The following is a 14574-nucleotide window of genomic DNA, read 5'->3' as shown; positions in this document are numbered from 1 at the left end:
GAGGTCATTCCCCTGCCCCGCCGGGCTCGGTCCCGCGGGGCTGCTCGCCGCCTGAGGCCAGGCGCGCGCCGAAGTCGTCCAGGGCGGCGGCCAGGTCCGCGCTCGGCGGGAGCGTCTTCGGCAGGCGCGAGTACACCGCGGTGCCGAACCCGGCGATGCGCACGATGTGGTCGATGAGCGCGTCCCTGTCGCGCGGCCACGGGAACGACGGCTGGGCGATCAGCAGCGACACGCAGCCGTGCACGGCCGACCACAGACCCAGCGCGAGCTCTTCGGGATCGCCCTCGATCACGCGGGTCTCCACGCAGGCCGAGACCGCGTTCACCATGTGGCGGAAGCACTCGGCCGCGGCCGGCGGCACGCCCGGCCCGGGCGAGGCCCGCATCATCAGCACCCGGTACTGCACCGGATGCTCCAGGGCGAAGCGGGCGTAGGCGCGCCCGCACCTGCCCAGGGCGAGGAACGGGTCGCCGCCCAGGTTATCGCTGAACAACCGGCCGAGCTCGCCCCAGACCCGCATGCAGACCGCCTCGACGAGCGCCTCCTTGTCGGCGAAGTGCAGGTAGACGGAGGGCGTGGAGACGCCGGCCCGCATGGCGACCGCGCGCAGCGTGAGCGCCTCCTCGCTGCCGGACTCGGCCAGCAGGTCCTCGGCCGCGCGCAGGATCTCCTCGCGCAGCAGCACTCCCTCTCCGCGCTTGGCGCGTACGCGTCTGGTGGTCATGGTTCTCAGGTTGACGCCGTCAGGTTAACGGTGTCAATCTGAGACCTTGGGGAAAGGATTTACTGAAAAATGGGGACTTTTAGCGAAGCGACCGCTGTGACCGACCGCGGCGACGGCGAGTTCGGGGCCGTGCTGGACGCCCAGTGGAGCGTCGGCAACCGGCTGCACGGCGGCTACCTGCTGGCCGTGCTCGCCAGGGCCGCCTGCGAGAGCCCGGCGGGCGCGGACCATCCGCACGTGACGGCCGTCAGCGGCTCCTTCATCGAGCCGCCCGAGCCCGGCGAGGCCGTCGCCCGGGTGGAGACACTGCGGGTCGGCAGGAGCGTGGCCCAGGTCAGGGCCGCGCTGGTGCAGGAGGGCCGCCTCCGCGTCGAGTCGCACATCACGCTCGGCCTGCTGGACGACACCGGCCCCTGGTGGTCCTCGCACGAGCCGGTCGAGCTGCCGCCCGAGCAGGACTGCGTCCTGGCCCCCACCAACCCTCCCGGCACGGACCTCACGGTGCCGCTGATGGCCGTGGTCGAGGAGCGCATCGTCCCCGAGCACCTGTCCTTCGCCTTCGGCGCCCCCACCCGGAACGGCGTCATCGCGAGCTGGCAGCGGCTGGCGGACGGCTCCGACTGGGACCCGCTGAGCCTGCTGGTGGCGCTCGACCCGGTGCCGCCGGTGTCGTTCGACCTGGGGCTGTCCGGATGGGTGCCGACGATCCAGCTCTCGGCGTACATCCGCAGGCTGCCCGCTCCCGGGCCGGTCAAGGTGCGGCTGGCGGCCACGGACGTCGGCGGCGACCGGATGGACGAGGTGGCCCACGTCTGGGACGACAAGGGCCGCCTGGTGGCCCAGGCGACCCAGCTCGCCGCCGTACGCCTGCCGGCCTAGCGGTAGATCTCCGGGACCGAGGCGCACCACGGGAAGATCTCGCTCCGGCTGGAACGGGTGACGTCGCCGCACAGGCCGACCTGGGCCGGCCGCTCGGCCCCCTTGGCGCGCAGGATCAGCACGGCCTTGTCCAGCGGGTACTGCCGGGGCGAGCCCGCGCCGAAGTCGAGCGCGCCCGTGGCGCCCTCGATGGCGTGCCCGCTCTGGTCCGGCGTGAAGAGCGTGCCGAGCTGGCGCCAGACGGTGTACGAGTTCACCGGCACGCGGTGCCGCTCCCTGCCGAGCCGCCGGATGGCGGTGATCATCGTCTCCGTGGCGTCGTAGGCCAGGGCGGCGTGACCGTCCAGCGTCCGGCCCGGCCCCGGCTCCTCGCACTCGAAGGGGAACGTGGCGAACAGGTCCGCGTAGAAGTCGTGGCGCTGCGGCTCTCCGCACTTGTTCGGCGCTGCGGCGAACGACTCGTAGTAGTAGCCCACGCCGCTGACGGCCGACCTGATGCGCACGTCCGCGACGTACCTGCTGACGTCGTCGCCGCCGAGGATGGTCGGCGGCGACGCGGCGCACTTGTCGGCCACCCCCTTGACGAACTCGGCGAAGTCGGGGATCCCGCGCCCGGCGAAGTACACCAGCCCGTCGAACCCGCACGCCGACACCCCCGCGTCCCTGGGCTCCCCCGCGTAGGCGTCGTCGCTGCGGTCGTCGGGGCCCGGCTTGGCCCCTCCGACGGGCGTGAACCTGAGCCCCTCCACCGCGAACCCGCGCTCCTCCAGCCGGGCGACGGCCCGTTCCTTGAGGTTGGAGGCGTAGTAGTCGGTCACGTCGTGCGAGTAGTAGACCCGGGCCCGCCGCTTCACCTCGCCCTTCTTGACCAGGGAGTCGGCGAAGGCGGCCGCCATCCACGCCTGGCGGGAGTTCTGCGGTGCGACCTGGAAGTAGAACGGCGACTCGTTCACCAGGCGGTCGGCCGACAGCGTCGAGGCCACCATGGGCAGCCCGGCCTTGCCCAGCTCCTGGATGGCCGCGACGGTCTCCTGGCGGCTCTGGTCCAGGCCCACCACGCCCACGATGGGCGCCTCCTCGTCGCGGTAGCGCAGCAGCAGCCGGGCTATGCCGGCCCCGTGCTGCATCCTGCCGCCCGCGTTCGCCAGGAGGATGCGGACCAGCGGCTCGCTGGCGCCGGCGGAGCTGTTCTGCCGTTTCTGCGCGATGGCGACGCCCGCCAGGCCCTCGCGGGCGGCGGCCAGCGCGTCGCGGTCCGTCGAGGTCAGGGCCGCGAGGTAGGCGATCGTCACGTACGGCCGGTCGCTGCCCTCGTGCAGCTTGGCGGCCCGCTCGTTCTCCTGCTGGAGCACGGCCTGGACCTGCCGCATCTCGGCGTTGCCCGGCGAGAACAGGTAGTCGGGCTCGGCCACTCCCACGCACTCGGTGCCGGCCAGCTGCCTGCCGCTCTCCGTCCACGGTGTCCACAGGCCGGTGGCGCAGGCGGTCCGGTGCCAGGCGGCGGTCTGGCCCGCGTACGCGCCGACGGCGCCCGCCAGGGCCATCCAGAAGAGCGCGATGGCCGTCCACGACGACCACCACGGCACCAGGCGGGCGGGCGGCACCCACGGGGTGTCCGCGACGTCGTACCTGGTCAGGTCGTCGGGGACGGGCGGCGCCGAGAGGCCGATCGGCGTGTCCAGCACCCGGTGCCAGGCCTCAGGGGTCTCGGCCGTGACCAGCTCCCGCCGCCAGCGGATCAGGCGCCACACCGGATCCTCGTCGTCCTCCAGGAGCACGGCGTCCGGCGTGCAGGAGACCACCACGACCGGATCGAACCTGCCGAGGTCCGCGCGCCGCTCCTCGACGAGCTCGACGAGCGCGTCGCCGTGCTCGTTGAGCAGCAGCAGCGGGTAGAAGAGGTGGCCGGCGCCCCGCACGTGCAGCGGGGAGCGCCGGAACTGCGCGCCCAGGTCGTCCATGAACGCGCGCAGCAGCAGCCGCGCGACGCCCTGCTCGTCGGCCGGGTCCACGTCGGCCAGCAGGGCGGCGACGCCGCGCGCCTTGGGGTCGTCCTCCGACAGCGCGCGCCGCAGCCAGCGGAAGCGCCCGCCGAGGCCGGGCACGCGCCCGCTGAGGCGCAGGTCGTGCAGGAACCCGGGTAACAGCCTCAGCAGCAGGTTGATCGGGAAGGGGACGTGCTCGGCACCCCTGCCCGCCGTGTCGACGCCCCATCCCCAGTTGCGGTCGGACTCGCGCAGCACGCGGCCGGCCTGATCCTCCTTGCCGTACGACTCGTCCAGCCGCTCGACGACCCGGGCGGTCAGCTCGTAGCGGGGGAAGCGCAGCCTCGCACCGCGCAGCGCGGACACGACGCGGGAGAGGATCTTCGGCACCGGCTCGCCCGGCTGGATGTCGGGGCGGGCACGCGGGATCTCGCGCGAGATGACGTGCGTGGCCTGCCTGCCCTGGGGCGCCAGGATCTCCGGCCAGCGCCCCGCCTCGCTCAGCCGGACCAGCGGGACGCCCATCCGGTCGACGTGCTGCTTCTTGTCCTCCCCTCCTCGCCACCTGGCCAGCAGCGGCTGCCTGGCGACGTGCGGCGAGTCCTGTACCCCCTCGCCCCTGGCCGGCCTGCGGCACAGGCGGTCTATGGTGTGGATGAAGTTGCCGACCCTGGCGGGGTCGTCGAGCATGACTGCCCCGTTGCTCATCTGATCTCTGTAACACGAGATCGGGTGCGGAAGGCGCTTTTTCGGGCTCGATCCGGTAACCAACCGTCCGATGTATGGACACGTGTCTCAGTTGCCGGGCAGTGGCCGTAACATGTGAAGACTCGCTAGCGATGGGAGATGCCCAATGCCCGCCCTCAGGTCACGTACAGTCACCCACGGCAGGAATATGGCCGGTGCCCGGGCCCTGCTCCGGGCGACCGGCGTAGCCGGGAGCGACTTCGGCAAGCCGATCATCGCGGTGGCCAACAGCTACACCCAGTTCGTGCCGGGCCACGTGCATCTCAAGGACGTCGGCGAGGTGGTGTCGGCCGCGATCCGGGAGGCCGGGGCGATCCCGCGGGAGTTCAACTCGATCGCCGTGGACGACGGCATCGCGATGGGCCACGGCGGCATGCTCTACTCGCTGCCCTCGCGCGAGCTGATCGCCGACTCCGTCGAGTACATGGTCAACGCGCACTGCGCGGACGCGCTGATCTGCGTGTCCAACTGCGACAAGATCACGCCGGGCATGCTGCTGGCCGCGTTCAGGCTGAACATTCCGACGATCTTCGTCTCGGGCGGCCCCATGGAGGCCGGCAAGATCCCCGGCAAGAAGCTCGACCTCATCGACCCGATGATCGCCTCCGCCGACGACTCCGTCTCGGACGCCGAGCTGCTGGAGATGGAGGAGAGCGCCTGCCCGACCTGCGGCTCGTGCTCCGGCATGTTCACCGCCAACTCCATGAACTGCCTGGCCGAGGCCATCGGCCTCGCGCTGCCCGGCAACGGCACGATCCTGGCCACGCACAAGGCGCGCAAGAAGCTGTTCGAGGACGCCGGCCGCCAGCTCGTGGAGATCACCCGCCGCTACTACGAGGACGACGACGCCTCGGTGCTGCCGCGCTCGATCGCCACCCGCGACGCGTTCGAGAACGCGATGACGCTCGACGTCGCGATGGGCGGCTCGACCAACACGATCCTGCACATCCTGGCCGCCGCCCGCGAGGCCGGCGTGGACTTCGGGCTCAAGGAGATCAACGAGATCTCGCTGCGGGTGCCGTGCGTCTGCAAGGTCGCCCCGGCCACGAACAAGTACCACATCGAGGACGTCCACCGCGCCGGCGGCATCCCGGGCATCCTGGGCGAGCTCGACCGGGCCGGGCTGCTGCACCGCGACGTGCCCACCGTGAACGGCGGCACGCTGGGCGACCTGCTGGCCGACTGGGACGCGCAGTCGCCCACGGTGCTGCCCGAGGCCGTCGAGCTCTGGCACGCGGCCCCCGGCAACGTGCGCACGGTCAAGGCGTACTCGCAGGACAACCGCTGGGACGACCTCGACCTCGACCGCGCGGCGGGATGCATCCGCGACCTGGAGCACGCCTACACCGCCGACGGCGGTCTGGCCGTCCTCTACGGCAACATCTCGCGCGACGGCGCGGTGGTGAAGACGGCCGGCGTGGACGAGTCGATCTGGAAGTTCAGCGGTCCCGCCGTGGTGTTCGAGTCGCAGGACGACGCGGTCGAGGGCATCCTCGGCGGGCGCGTCAAGGAGGGCGACGTGGTGGTCATCCGCTACGAGGGCCCCAAGGGCGGTCCCGGCATGCAGGAGATGCTCTACCCGACGTCCTTCCTCAAGGGCAAGGGCCTCGGCAAGGCCTGCGCGCTGGTCACCGACGGCCGCTTCTCCGGCGGCACCTCCGGCCTGTCCATCGGCCACGCCTCGCCCGAGGCCGCCGAGGGCGGGACGATCGCGCTGGTCGAGGACGGCGACATCATCGACATCGACATCCCCAGCCGGTCGATGGAGCTGCGGGTGCCCGAGGCCGAGCTGGCCGAGCGGCGCGAGCGGCTCCTGGCCGACCTGGGCGGATACCGGCCGCGCGACCGCAACCGGCCGGTGAGCGTCGCGCTGCAGGCGTACGCGGCGATGACCACGTCCGCGTCCACGGGCGCCTCGCGGGATCTGACCCAGCTGTCGCGGTGAGCAACCTGTGATGGATCCGCAGCGCGGCGAGGACATCCATCACAGGACCGCCGAGCGCGGCTCGGCCGGAGAACACTGTGCGGCAGGTGACAAGGACCTTGCCTGCCGCACAGGTTTTCGAAAATTGTCGGTCGTCGTCTCTAATATTGGGGTATGACGACAGTCGTGAAGCACGATACTCGCCCGCTGACGACCGCCGAGATCGCCGCCCTCGCCCTCTCCCTCGCTCACCTCGGAGCGGGCCCGCAGGCCGTCACCGCACGGCGTGGCCTGCAACACGCACTCGAGCACCTGGAGCTCGACGACGACGTCATCGCCACCACGCTCACGACGCTGACCGAGCCGCTGCCCGTCGAGGTCGCCTCCAGAGCCAGGCTCATGGCCGATGCCATCACCAGCCGCCTCATGATCCGCCTCCACTACCGCGACGCCTCCGGCATCGTCACCGCGCGCGACGTCGAGCCGGTGACGTGCCTGGTCCACCGCGAATACTGGTATCTGGTCGGCGTGTGCAGGATGCGCCGGGCGATCAGGGCGTTCAGGTTCGACCGGATCATCGCGGTCGAGCCCACGCTCACGCCGTCCCGTCCGCACCTGGCTGACCGGTTCCTCCCGTTCCAGCGCCGCAAGCGCACCAAGGCCGCCTAGAAAAACTGACCGGCGTTTGACCCGTCGCGCCCCCGGCCTTTGGGGTGGCGGCTGGCAGGCTCCCGCACATGCGTGTTCGGCGGATCTCTCTCGTCGGTGCCCTGCTGGCCGTGGCCGGTTGTGCGAACCCGTCAGCCGTCGTCCCGCCCCAGGCCGCCTCCTACGGGCGGCCGGGCGGGGTGGTCGTCGAGAGCGTGCTGCCCGTTGCCGCGCGGCGCGCTCTCGACCGTACGCTGGATCGTTACCTGCGCGAACGCCCGGGGCGCGCGGCCCTGGCCGTCTACGACCGCACGACCGGCGTCAGGTACGCCTACCGCGAGCGCACGCCGTTCGTGCTGGCCAGCGTGGCGAAGGTGGACATCCTGCTGGCCTTCCTGCTCGGCAAGGTCGGTGAGCTGAGCGCCTACGAGCGCACGCTGACCTCCAAGATGATCCGCCAGAGCGACAACGACTGCGCCCACGAGCTCTACATGATGATCGGCGGCCAGAAGGGGCTCACCCGGGTCCTGCGCCGGCTCGGCATCGAGCACACGTGGCCGGGGCCGGGGCTGTACTGGGGAACGACCCGGAGCCGGCCGTCCGACCAGGTCAAGGTGCTGGAGTGGCTCACCGATCCCGGGGGGCCGCTGCCGGACCGCCACCGGCGCTACGCGCTGAAGCTCATGTCGTCCGTGGAGCCGTCGCAGGCGTGGGGAGTCAGCGCGGCGGGGGGCGACGTGGCGCTCAAGAACGGGTGGCTGCCCGTGGACGCGCACGACGGGCTGTGGACGATCAACAGCGTGGGGCAGCTCGGCGTGGACGGGCACGACGTGCTCATCGCGGTGCTGTCGGAGCGCAGCCCGACCATGGAGACGGGGATCGACACGGTCGAGGGGCTCGCCCGGCTGGCGGTGGACGCGCTGACGCGCTCTCAGACGACCTTCACCGCCGCCCAGGTGTTCTAGGACGCCCTCAGACGCGCCAGGAGCGTGTGTGCCGGGAGCCCGGCCTCCTAGGAGCAGCACCCTCCCCCGCAGCAGCCTCCGCCCGCCTTGGGAGCGGTGGCGCCGCCCGTCATCGACACCGTGGACAGCAGCTTCACCGTGTCGCCGTGGCCCTCGGGGCAGGTGGCGGGGTCGTCAGAGGCCGACATGGGACGGGAGACCTCGAACGTGGAGCCGCAGGCGCGGCAGCGGAAGTCATAACGCGGCATGCCCTAAGCGTAATAGGTCATGTGCTCGTAGTCGGAGACGGGCACGTAACCGATCGACCGGTAGATGGCGTTGCTCGTCGGGTTGCCCAGGTCGGTGAAGAGCACCACCTGGTCGCAGCGCTCGGCCAGGCCGGTCTGGCTGGCGTACGCGGTGACCGCGGCGCCGTAGCCGTTCCTGCGGCACGAGGGCGGCGTGTAGACGGGCCCGATGCGGCAGACCCCGCCGACCGCCGGGGAGAGCGCGGCCAGCGAGACAGGCGCCCCGCCCGCCTCCCACACGAAAAGCTCGCGGGCCGCCAGCCGCCGCGCCACCGACTCGGTCGCGTCGTCGCCCATGCCCATCCGCACCTCCGCGGCGAACGCCTGATACCAGCTGACCAGCAGCGGGAAGTCGGCGGGAGCGGCGAGCCTGCCGCGCCCAGGCGTGCCGGGGGCGGCGAGCGTCCCCAGGCGGTAGAGCCGCTCGGGCACCAGGCGCCCCGGCTCCCCCAGCAGGCGCTTGACCTCGGAGGTCAGCTCCACCCGGCCCACGACCTCGGGGACGTCGCCGAACTCGGCGAGGAGCGGCGCGACGGCCTCGACGGGCATGTCGGCCAGCCCGACCGGATGCGGCGGGGTGTGGAAGACCGCGCCCCGGACCTCGCCGCCGGCCGTCCACCAGCCGAACCGGGGACCCTTCGCGGGCATGCCGGCCCGCAGGTTGGCGAGGACGGTCAACGCGACCGTGTTGCGCACCGGGTCGCCGAGCAGGAACGGCTCGGCGACCGCGGCGTACTCCTCAACATCTGAGGTGAAGGTCCACATGCCTGCTCATGGTGTCAGGCGGCGGCCTTCCCTTACAAAGCGGTATATCAGGCCGCAGCCTCGAGGTAAGGCGCCCATTGGGGGTCCCCGATCGACGAGGCGCCGATCAGCCTCCAGTGGGCGCCCCGTGGCACCGCGGGGCTGAAGCGCAGCGTCCACCCCAGCTCCTCCAGGTACTTGTCGGCCTTCCTGTGGTTGCAGGTGGTGCAGGAGGCGACGCAGTTTTCCCAGGTGTGGGTGCCGCCCCTGGACCGCGGGATGACGTGGTCGATGGTCTCGGCCCGCTGCCCGCAGTAGGCGCAGCGGTAGTCGTCGCGCCGCATGAGGGCGGCCCTGGTCAGGGGGATGCGGGACCGGTAGGGGATGCGGACATATCTTCGCAGCCTGATCACCGAGGGCACGTCGAGCGTGTGGCTCGCGGAGCGCAGCACCGCGCCCCTGCCGTCACGGTGGACGACATCGGCCTTCTCCCGCAGCACCAGCACCACGGCCCGGTGCAGGGAAAGGGTGGTCAGCGGTTCGTAGGTGGCATTAAGCAGCAGGACCTGGCGCATCATCGGGCCTCTCCCTGCTGCGCGCGTATCAAAGGGGACATGCCGCGGCATGTCCCGACTGTCGGCCCCTCCTGGGGCACTTGTGCTTCCGTCACGTGGACCTCCGCCGGACGGCCCAGCGGATGGTCACCACGGCACCGTCCTGTCACCAAGTCTGGCGTTTGCACCGTGGTCCCCGCCACCCCAAAAAATCCTCCAACCGGAATGGACCAGAGGGACACACGTTACGTTTTATGCCCACTTCACCAGCGCTTTACGCATGTCCTTTGGCAGTAGGGTTCCCAGCATGAAGCTGGAGCCGTATCCGACCGCACGCCGCGAAGACACCGTCGACACCCTGCACGGCACACCCGTGCCAGATCCTTATCGATGGCTTGAGGATCCGGACAGTCCCGAGACGAAGGGGTGGTTGCTGGAGCAGGCCGACCTGTTCAGCCGGAGCAGCGGGCCGCAGCGGTTCAAGAGCCGGATCGCCGAGCTGCTCAAGTCCGGCTCGGTCGGCGCGCCAGCGTGGCGCGGCGGCCGGCAGTTCTTCACCCGCCGCACGCCCGACCAGGAGCACGCCGTCTACTACGTCGTCGAGCCCGACGGGACCGAGCGGGCCCTGATCGACCCGATGGCGATCGATCCGTCGGGGCTGACCACGCTCGACGCCGTGCAGCCCGACAAGGAAGGGCGGCTGCTGGCGTACCAGATCTCCGTGGGCGGCAACGAGGAGTCGATCCTCTACGTCATCGACGTCACCACGGGCGCGCGGGTCGAGGGGCCGATCGACCGCTGCCGCTACTCCCCCATCGCGTGGCTGCCCGGCGGGGAGGCCTACTACTACGTACGCAGGCTGCCCAGCACCGAGGTCCCGGAGAACGAGTCGCAGTTCCACCGCCGCGTCTACCTGCACCGCGTCGGCACCTCCACCGAGGACGACGTGATGATCTTCGGCCAGGGCCTGAAGATGACCAACTACTACGGCGTCTCGGTCTCGCGTGACGGGCGCTGGCTGCAGGTCTCTGCGCACGAGGGCACCGCGCCGCGCAACGACATCTGGGTGGCCGACCTGGCCGCGTCCCCGATCGACCGGCCGGAGCTGCGGGTCGTGCAGGAGGGCGTGGACGCGCAGGCGGGGCTGATGTTCGGCCGCGACGGCAGGCTCTACGTCCACACCGACCGCGACGCGTCCAGGGCCCGGGTGTGCGTCACCGACCCGGCCGAGCCGGGCTACGAGACCTGGCGCGACCTCATCCCCGAGGACCCCGAGGCGGTGCTGAACGACTTCGCGATCCTCGACGACCTGGAGCGCCCGGTCATGCTGGTGGGCTGGACCCGCCACGCGATCAGCGAGATCACCGTCCACGACCTGCGGACCGGCGAGCGCGTCGGCGAGGTGCCCACGCCCGGCCTCGGCTCCATCGGCGGCATCTCCGAGCGTCCCGAGGGCGGCCACGAGGCGTGGTTCGCCTACACCGACAACACCCGGCCGCCCTCCATCCAGCGCTACGACGCCAGGACCGGCGAGACGACGCTCTGGGCCGCCTCCCCCGGCGCGGTCGAGGTGCCCCCGGTGCGCACCTCGCAGGTCGTCTACCGGTCCAAGGACGGCACCGACGTCCGCATGCTGATCATCTCGCCCGACGACGACACGCCGGAGCCGCGGCCCACCATCCTGTACGGCTACGGCGGCTTCGGCCTGTCGATGACCCCCGGCTACTCGGCGTCGGTCCTGACCTGGGTCGAGGCCGGCGGCGTCTACGCCATCGCCAACCTGCGCGGCGGCGGCGAGGAGGGCGAGGAGTGGCACCGCGCGGGCATGCTCGGCAACAAGCAGAACGTGTTCGACGACTTCCACGCGGCGGCCGAGCACCTCATCGCCACCGGCGTCACCACGCCCGGGCAGCTCGGCATCTCCGGCGGCTCCAACGGCGGCCTGCTGGTGGGCGCCGCGCTGACGCAGCGCCCCGAGCTGTACGCGGCCGTGGTGTGCTCGGCGCCGCTGCTCGACATGGTCAGGTACGAGCAGTTCGGGCTCGGCGCCACCTGGAACGTCGAATACGGCGCCGCCGAGGACCCCGAGCAGTTCGGCTGGCTGCTGGGCTACTCGCCCTACCACCACGTCCAGGAGTCGGTGCCGTACCCCGCGACGCTGTTCACCGTCTTCCAGTCCGACACGCGGGTTCACCCGCTGCACGCGTGGAAGATGTGCGCGGCGCTGCAGCACGCCTCGACCGGCGACCGCCCGGTGCTGCTGCGCAACGAGACCGAGGTGGGGCACGGCGCCCGGTCGGTGAGCAGGACGGTCGATCTGTCGGCCGACACGCTCACCTTCCTCGCGCGGCACACGGGCCTATAGCCTCGACGCATGGGCACGCTGGGGCTGGCCATGGTGGAGGCCACCCCCAGTGCTGCGCTGCGGCCCTACGTGACCCGGCTGTGCGCCTACCGCGAGCACTACGACACGCCCGTGGTGCGGTCCGAGACGGCCATGCCGGGGGCCGTGCTCGTCCTGGCGTTCGGCGCGCCGATGGAGGCGGGCGGGCGGCGGGTCACGGCGTTCTCGGGCGGGCTCGGCGACCGCTTCACCGTCACGCGCACGATGGGGCCGTGCGAGGGCGTGGAGGTGGTGCTGACGCCGTTCGGGGCCAGGAGGCTGTACGGCGTGCCGATGCGGCACCTGACGAACCTCGTCCTGCCGCTCGGCGACCTGCTGGGGCCGTGGGCGGAGACGGCGCTCGACCGGCTGGCCTCGACCCCGTCGTGGCCGGACCGGCTGGCGCTGGCCGACCGGCTGCTCCGCGCGCGGATCGTCGCCGGGCCCTCCCTGCGCCCCGAGGTGCCGTGGGCCTGGGCGCGGCTGCTGGAGTCGGGGGGCCGCGTGGGCGTGTCCTCCCTCGCGGAGTCGCTCGGCTGGAGCCATCGCCACCTCGTCGCCCGCTTCCAGGACGAGGTCGGGCTGCCGCCCAAGACGGCGGCGCGGGTGATCAGGTTCGGGCGGGCGATGCGGCTGCTGCGGTCGGGGCCGGACATCGCCTCCGTGGCGGCCGAATGCGGCTTCTACGACCAGGCGCACATGAATCGCGAGTTCCGGGTGCTGGGCGACACGACGCCAGGTCAGATTCGTCCAAGACCCACGGCGGCGCACCCGGCATCCTGAGCCTCATGAGCCGAACCGTTTACGCGATAGCCCGCTACCACGACTGCCAGGCCGCGATCGACTTCCTGACCAGCGCGTTCGGGTTCCGGGTGCATGAGGTGTCGAAGGACGACCAGGGCGAGATCAACCACGCCGAGCTGATGGCCGGCGACGATCTGATCATGATCGGCCCGGGTGAGGCCGGCGGGCCGGGGATCTACATCGCGGTCGAGAACGCCGACGCGCATCACGACCGCGCCAGGGTCGCCGGGGCCGGGATCACGATGGAGCTCGTCGACCAGCCGTACGGGTCGCGCGAGTACGCCTGCAAGGACCCGGAGGGCAACCCCTGGTATTTCGGGACGTACCGGCCATGACCCCGCACATGCCTACCTGCCTCTGAGGAGGGCAGGAGTACCCCTGGTTGCATGGGGAGGGGCCATGCTTGAGCTAATCGCCAGGTCAGGAGCCACCGCGACGGTCCCCGAGCGCTACGTCGAGGGCTTCGCGGAGCAGATACGGGGCGGTCTGGTCAGGCCGTCCGACCCCGGGTACGACACGGTACGCGGCGTATGGAATGGAATGATCGACCGGCGTCCCGGCCTGATCGCCCGCTGCGCCGGCGCCGCCGACGTCATGGCCGCCGTCGGCTTCGCCCGCGAGCATGACCTGCTCCTGGCCGTGCGCGGCGGGGGCCACAACGTCTCGGGCAACGCTGTCTGCGACGGCGGCCTGGTCATCGACCTGTCCGCGTCGAGAGCGGTCCACGTCGACCCGGCGGGACGCACCGTACTGGCCCAGGCCGGCGCCACCATCGGCGACCTCGACCATGAGACGCAGGCGTTCGGGCTGGCCGTGCCCATGGGGGTGGTCTCCCAGACCGGCGTCACCGGCCTGACCCTCGGCGGCGGCCTGGGCTGGCTGCGCCGGCGGTACGGGCTGAGCAGCGACAATCTCCTGCATGCCGACGTGGTGACGGCGGACGGCCGGCTGGTCACAGCGGGGCCCGAGGACCACGCGGACCTGCTTTGGGCCCTGCGGGGAGGCGGAGGCAACTTCGGCGTGGTCACGTCGTTGACCTACCGCGCCCATCCCGTCGGCCCCGAGGTGTTCTTCGCCGTCGTCATGCACCCGCGCTCGGACGCGAGCGGCGCGCTGAGGTTCTTCCGCCAGTGGCAGGCGACCGCGCCCGAGGAGATCAGCGCGCTCGGTGTCCTGTGGCACGCGCCGAGCATCGACGAAATCCCCGCCGAGTACCACGGCAGCCCTGTCGTGCTGTACCTGGCGATGCACTGCGGAAGCCCGGCCGACGGCGAGCGGGCGCTGGAGCCGCTGCGGGAGTACGGCTCCCCCATCGCCGACCTCAGCGCCGCCATGTCCTACCTCGACGTGCAGCACTACCTCGACGCGGACTACCCCGCGCACACCAAGCGGTACTACTGGAAGTCCCGCTTCCTCGGCGACCTGCCCGACGAGGCGGTGGACCTCCTCGCCGGCCTCAACGACGCGGCCCCGACACCCGACAGCACGCTCGACCTCTGGCAGCTCGGGGGAGCCGTGAGCCGCGTGCCTCCCGAGGACTCGGCGTTCGGCGGGCGCTCGGCGCCCTTGCTGCTCGCCATCGAGGCCAACTGGGAGCACGCCCGGCACGATGACGCCTGCATCGCCTGGGTCCGCAGGGTGTACGCCGCGGTGGAGCCGTACGCGTCCGGGGGCGAATACGTGAACTTCCCCGGCTTCTACGAGAACAGCGAAGCCGTGGTCCGCAGCACCTTCGGCCGGAATCTGAGCCGCCTCACGGCGCTGAAGCGGCGTTACGACCCGGGCAACGTGTTCCGGCTCAACCACAACATCCGTCCGGACTGAGCGGGAGGCGCCTAGCCCCGTTTTCCGCACGTCGGGTTGTGTGAAGATCGCCAGGTTGCTGTGGTGATCGTCATCGCGGTATGACCTGGCTGGTGAGACAGCGTGC

General features: G+C 71.4%; 13 protein-coding genes. 8 read left to right on the top strand and 5 right to left on the bottom strand.

Translation table 11 applies throughout. The features are described from left to right. Positions 1 to 4 precede the first annotated feature (4 nt). Complete coding sequence (locus ACIBQ1_RS57905; RefSeq protein WP_397291820.1) at positions 5 to 724, bottom strand: TetR/AcrR family transcriptional regulator; 720 nt, start codon at positions 722 to 724, stop codon at positions 5 to 7. A 69-nt stretch (positions 725 to 793) separates the two neighbouring features. Between ACIBQ1_RS57905 and ACIBQ1_RS57900 the strand changes: the two genes are divergently transcribed. Continuing rightward, on the top strand, positions 794 to 1603 hold the full coding sequence (locus ACIBQ1_RS57900; protein WP_397291819.1) for a thioesterase family protein: 810 nt from the start codon (positions 794 to 796) through the stop codon (positions 1601 to 1603). Here the strand turns inward: ACIBQ1_RS57900 and ACIBQ1_RS57895 are convergent. Further along, a complete protein-coding gene (locus tag ACIBQ1_RS57895) occupies positions 1600 to 4296 on the bottom strand; it encodes a hypothetical protein (RefSeq protein WP_397291818.1) in 2697 nt (898 codons plus the stop codon). The two genes, ACIBQ1_RS57900 and ACIBQ1_RS57895, sit on opposite strands and share 4 nt — an antisense overlap. 145 nt (positions 4297 to 4441) lie before the next feature. On the opposite strand from ACIBQ1_RS57895, the gene ilvD reads away from it, so the two are divergent. The 3 genes from ilvD (at position 4442) to ACIBQ1_RS57880 (ending at position 7872) form a co-directional block, all read left to right on the top strand. Further along, complete coding sequence (gene ilvD / locus ACIBQ1_RS57890) at positions 4442 to 6280, top strand: dihydroxy-acid dehydratase (protein ID WP_397291817.1); 1839 nt, start codon at positions 4442 to 4444, stop codon at positions 6278 to 6280. Positions 6281 to 6433: 153 nt separating this feature from the next. Beyond that, a complete protein-coding gene (locus tag ACIBQ1_RS57885; protein WP_397291815.1) occupies positions 6434 to 6928 on the top strand; it encodes a helix-turn-helix transcriptional regulator in 495 nt (164 codons plus the stop codon). Between the two features lie 68 nt (positions 6929 to 6996). Further along, positions 6997 to 7872: a serine hydrolase gene (locus ACIBQ1_RS57880; RefSeq protein ID WP_397291814.1), complete on the top strand. Its 876-nt coding sequence runs from the start codon at positions 6997 to 6999 to the stop codon at positions 7870 to 7872. Positions 7873 to 7919: 47 nt separating this feature from the next. Here the strand turns inward: ACIBQ1_RS57880 and ACIBQ1_RS57875 are convergent, their stop codons facing one another. From ACIBQ1_RS57875 to ACIBQ1_RS57865, 3 genes are read right to left on the bottom strand one after another with little or no spacing between them, the layout of a single operon-like run. Continuing rightward, positions 7920 to 8120 (bottom strand): zinc ribbon domain-containing protein, encoded by a 201-nt coding sequence (locus ACIBQ1_RS57875; protein ID WP_397291813.1) that lies wholly within the window; start codon positions 8118 to 8120, stop codon positions 7920 to 7922. 3 nt (positions 8121 to 8123) lie between these two features. After that, on the bottom strand, positions 8124 to 8924 hold the full coding sequence (locus tag ACIBQ1_RS57870; RefSeq protein ID WP_397291811.1) for a GNAT family N-acetyltransferase: 801 nt from the start codon (positions 8922 to 8924) through the stop codon (positions 8124 to 8126). A 47-nt stretch (positions 8925 to 8971) separates the two neighbouring features. Beyond that, positions 8972 to 9478, bottom strand: a complete 507-nt coding sequence (locus tag ACIBQ1_RS57865; protein WP_355374175.1) for an HNH endonuclease — start codon at positions 9476 to 9478, stop codon at positions 8972 to 8974. A gap of 286 nt (positions 9479 to 9764) precedes the next feature. On the opposite strand from ACIBQ1_RS57865, the gene ACIBQ1_RS57860 reads away from it, so the two are divergent. The 4 genes from ACIBQ1_RS57860 to ACIBQ1_RS57845 all read left to right on the top strand — a co-directional run bounded on the left by ACIBQ1_RS57860 (position 9765) and on the right by ACIBQ1_RS57845 (position 14468). Further along, entirely contained in the window at positions 9765 to 11822 is a 2058-nt protein-coding gene (locus ACIBQ1_RS57860; RefSeq protein ID WP_397291810.1) for a prolyl oligopeptidase family protein, read from the top strand. 9 nt (positions 11823 to 11831) lie between these two features. Then, positions 11832 to 12623, top strand: coding sequence for a helix-turn-helix domain-containing protein (locus tag ACIBQ1_RS57855; protein ID WP_397291809.1), 792 nt, complete (start codon positions 11832 to 11834; stop codon positions 12621 to 12623). Positions 12624 to 12628: 5 nt separating this feature from the next. Then, on the top strand, positions 12629 to 12979 hold the full coding sequence (locus tag ACIBQ1_RS57850; protein WP_397291808.1) for a VOC family protein: 351 nt from the start codon (positions 12629 to 12631) through the stop codon (positions 12977 to 12979). Between the two features lie 64 nt (positions 12980 to 13043). Continuing rightward, positions 13044 to 14468 (top strand): FAD-binding oxidoreductase, encoded by a 1425-nt coding sequence (locus ACIBQ1_RS57845; RefSeq protein ID WP_397291806.1) that lies wholly within the window; start codon positions 13044 to 13046, stop codon positions 14466 to 14468. Positions 14469 to 14574: the final 106 nt, after the last annotated feature.

This window comes from Nonomuraea sp. NPDC050153 (assembly GCF_044460125.1).
In the GTDB taxonomy this organism is placed as follows: domain Bacteria; phylum Actinomycetota; class Actinomycetes; order Streptosporangiales; family Streptosporangiaceae; genus Nonomuraea.
Note: the sequence above shows the minus strand (reverse complement) of the source record. Positions and strands in the feature narration are given on the sequence as shown.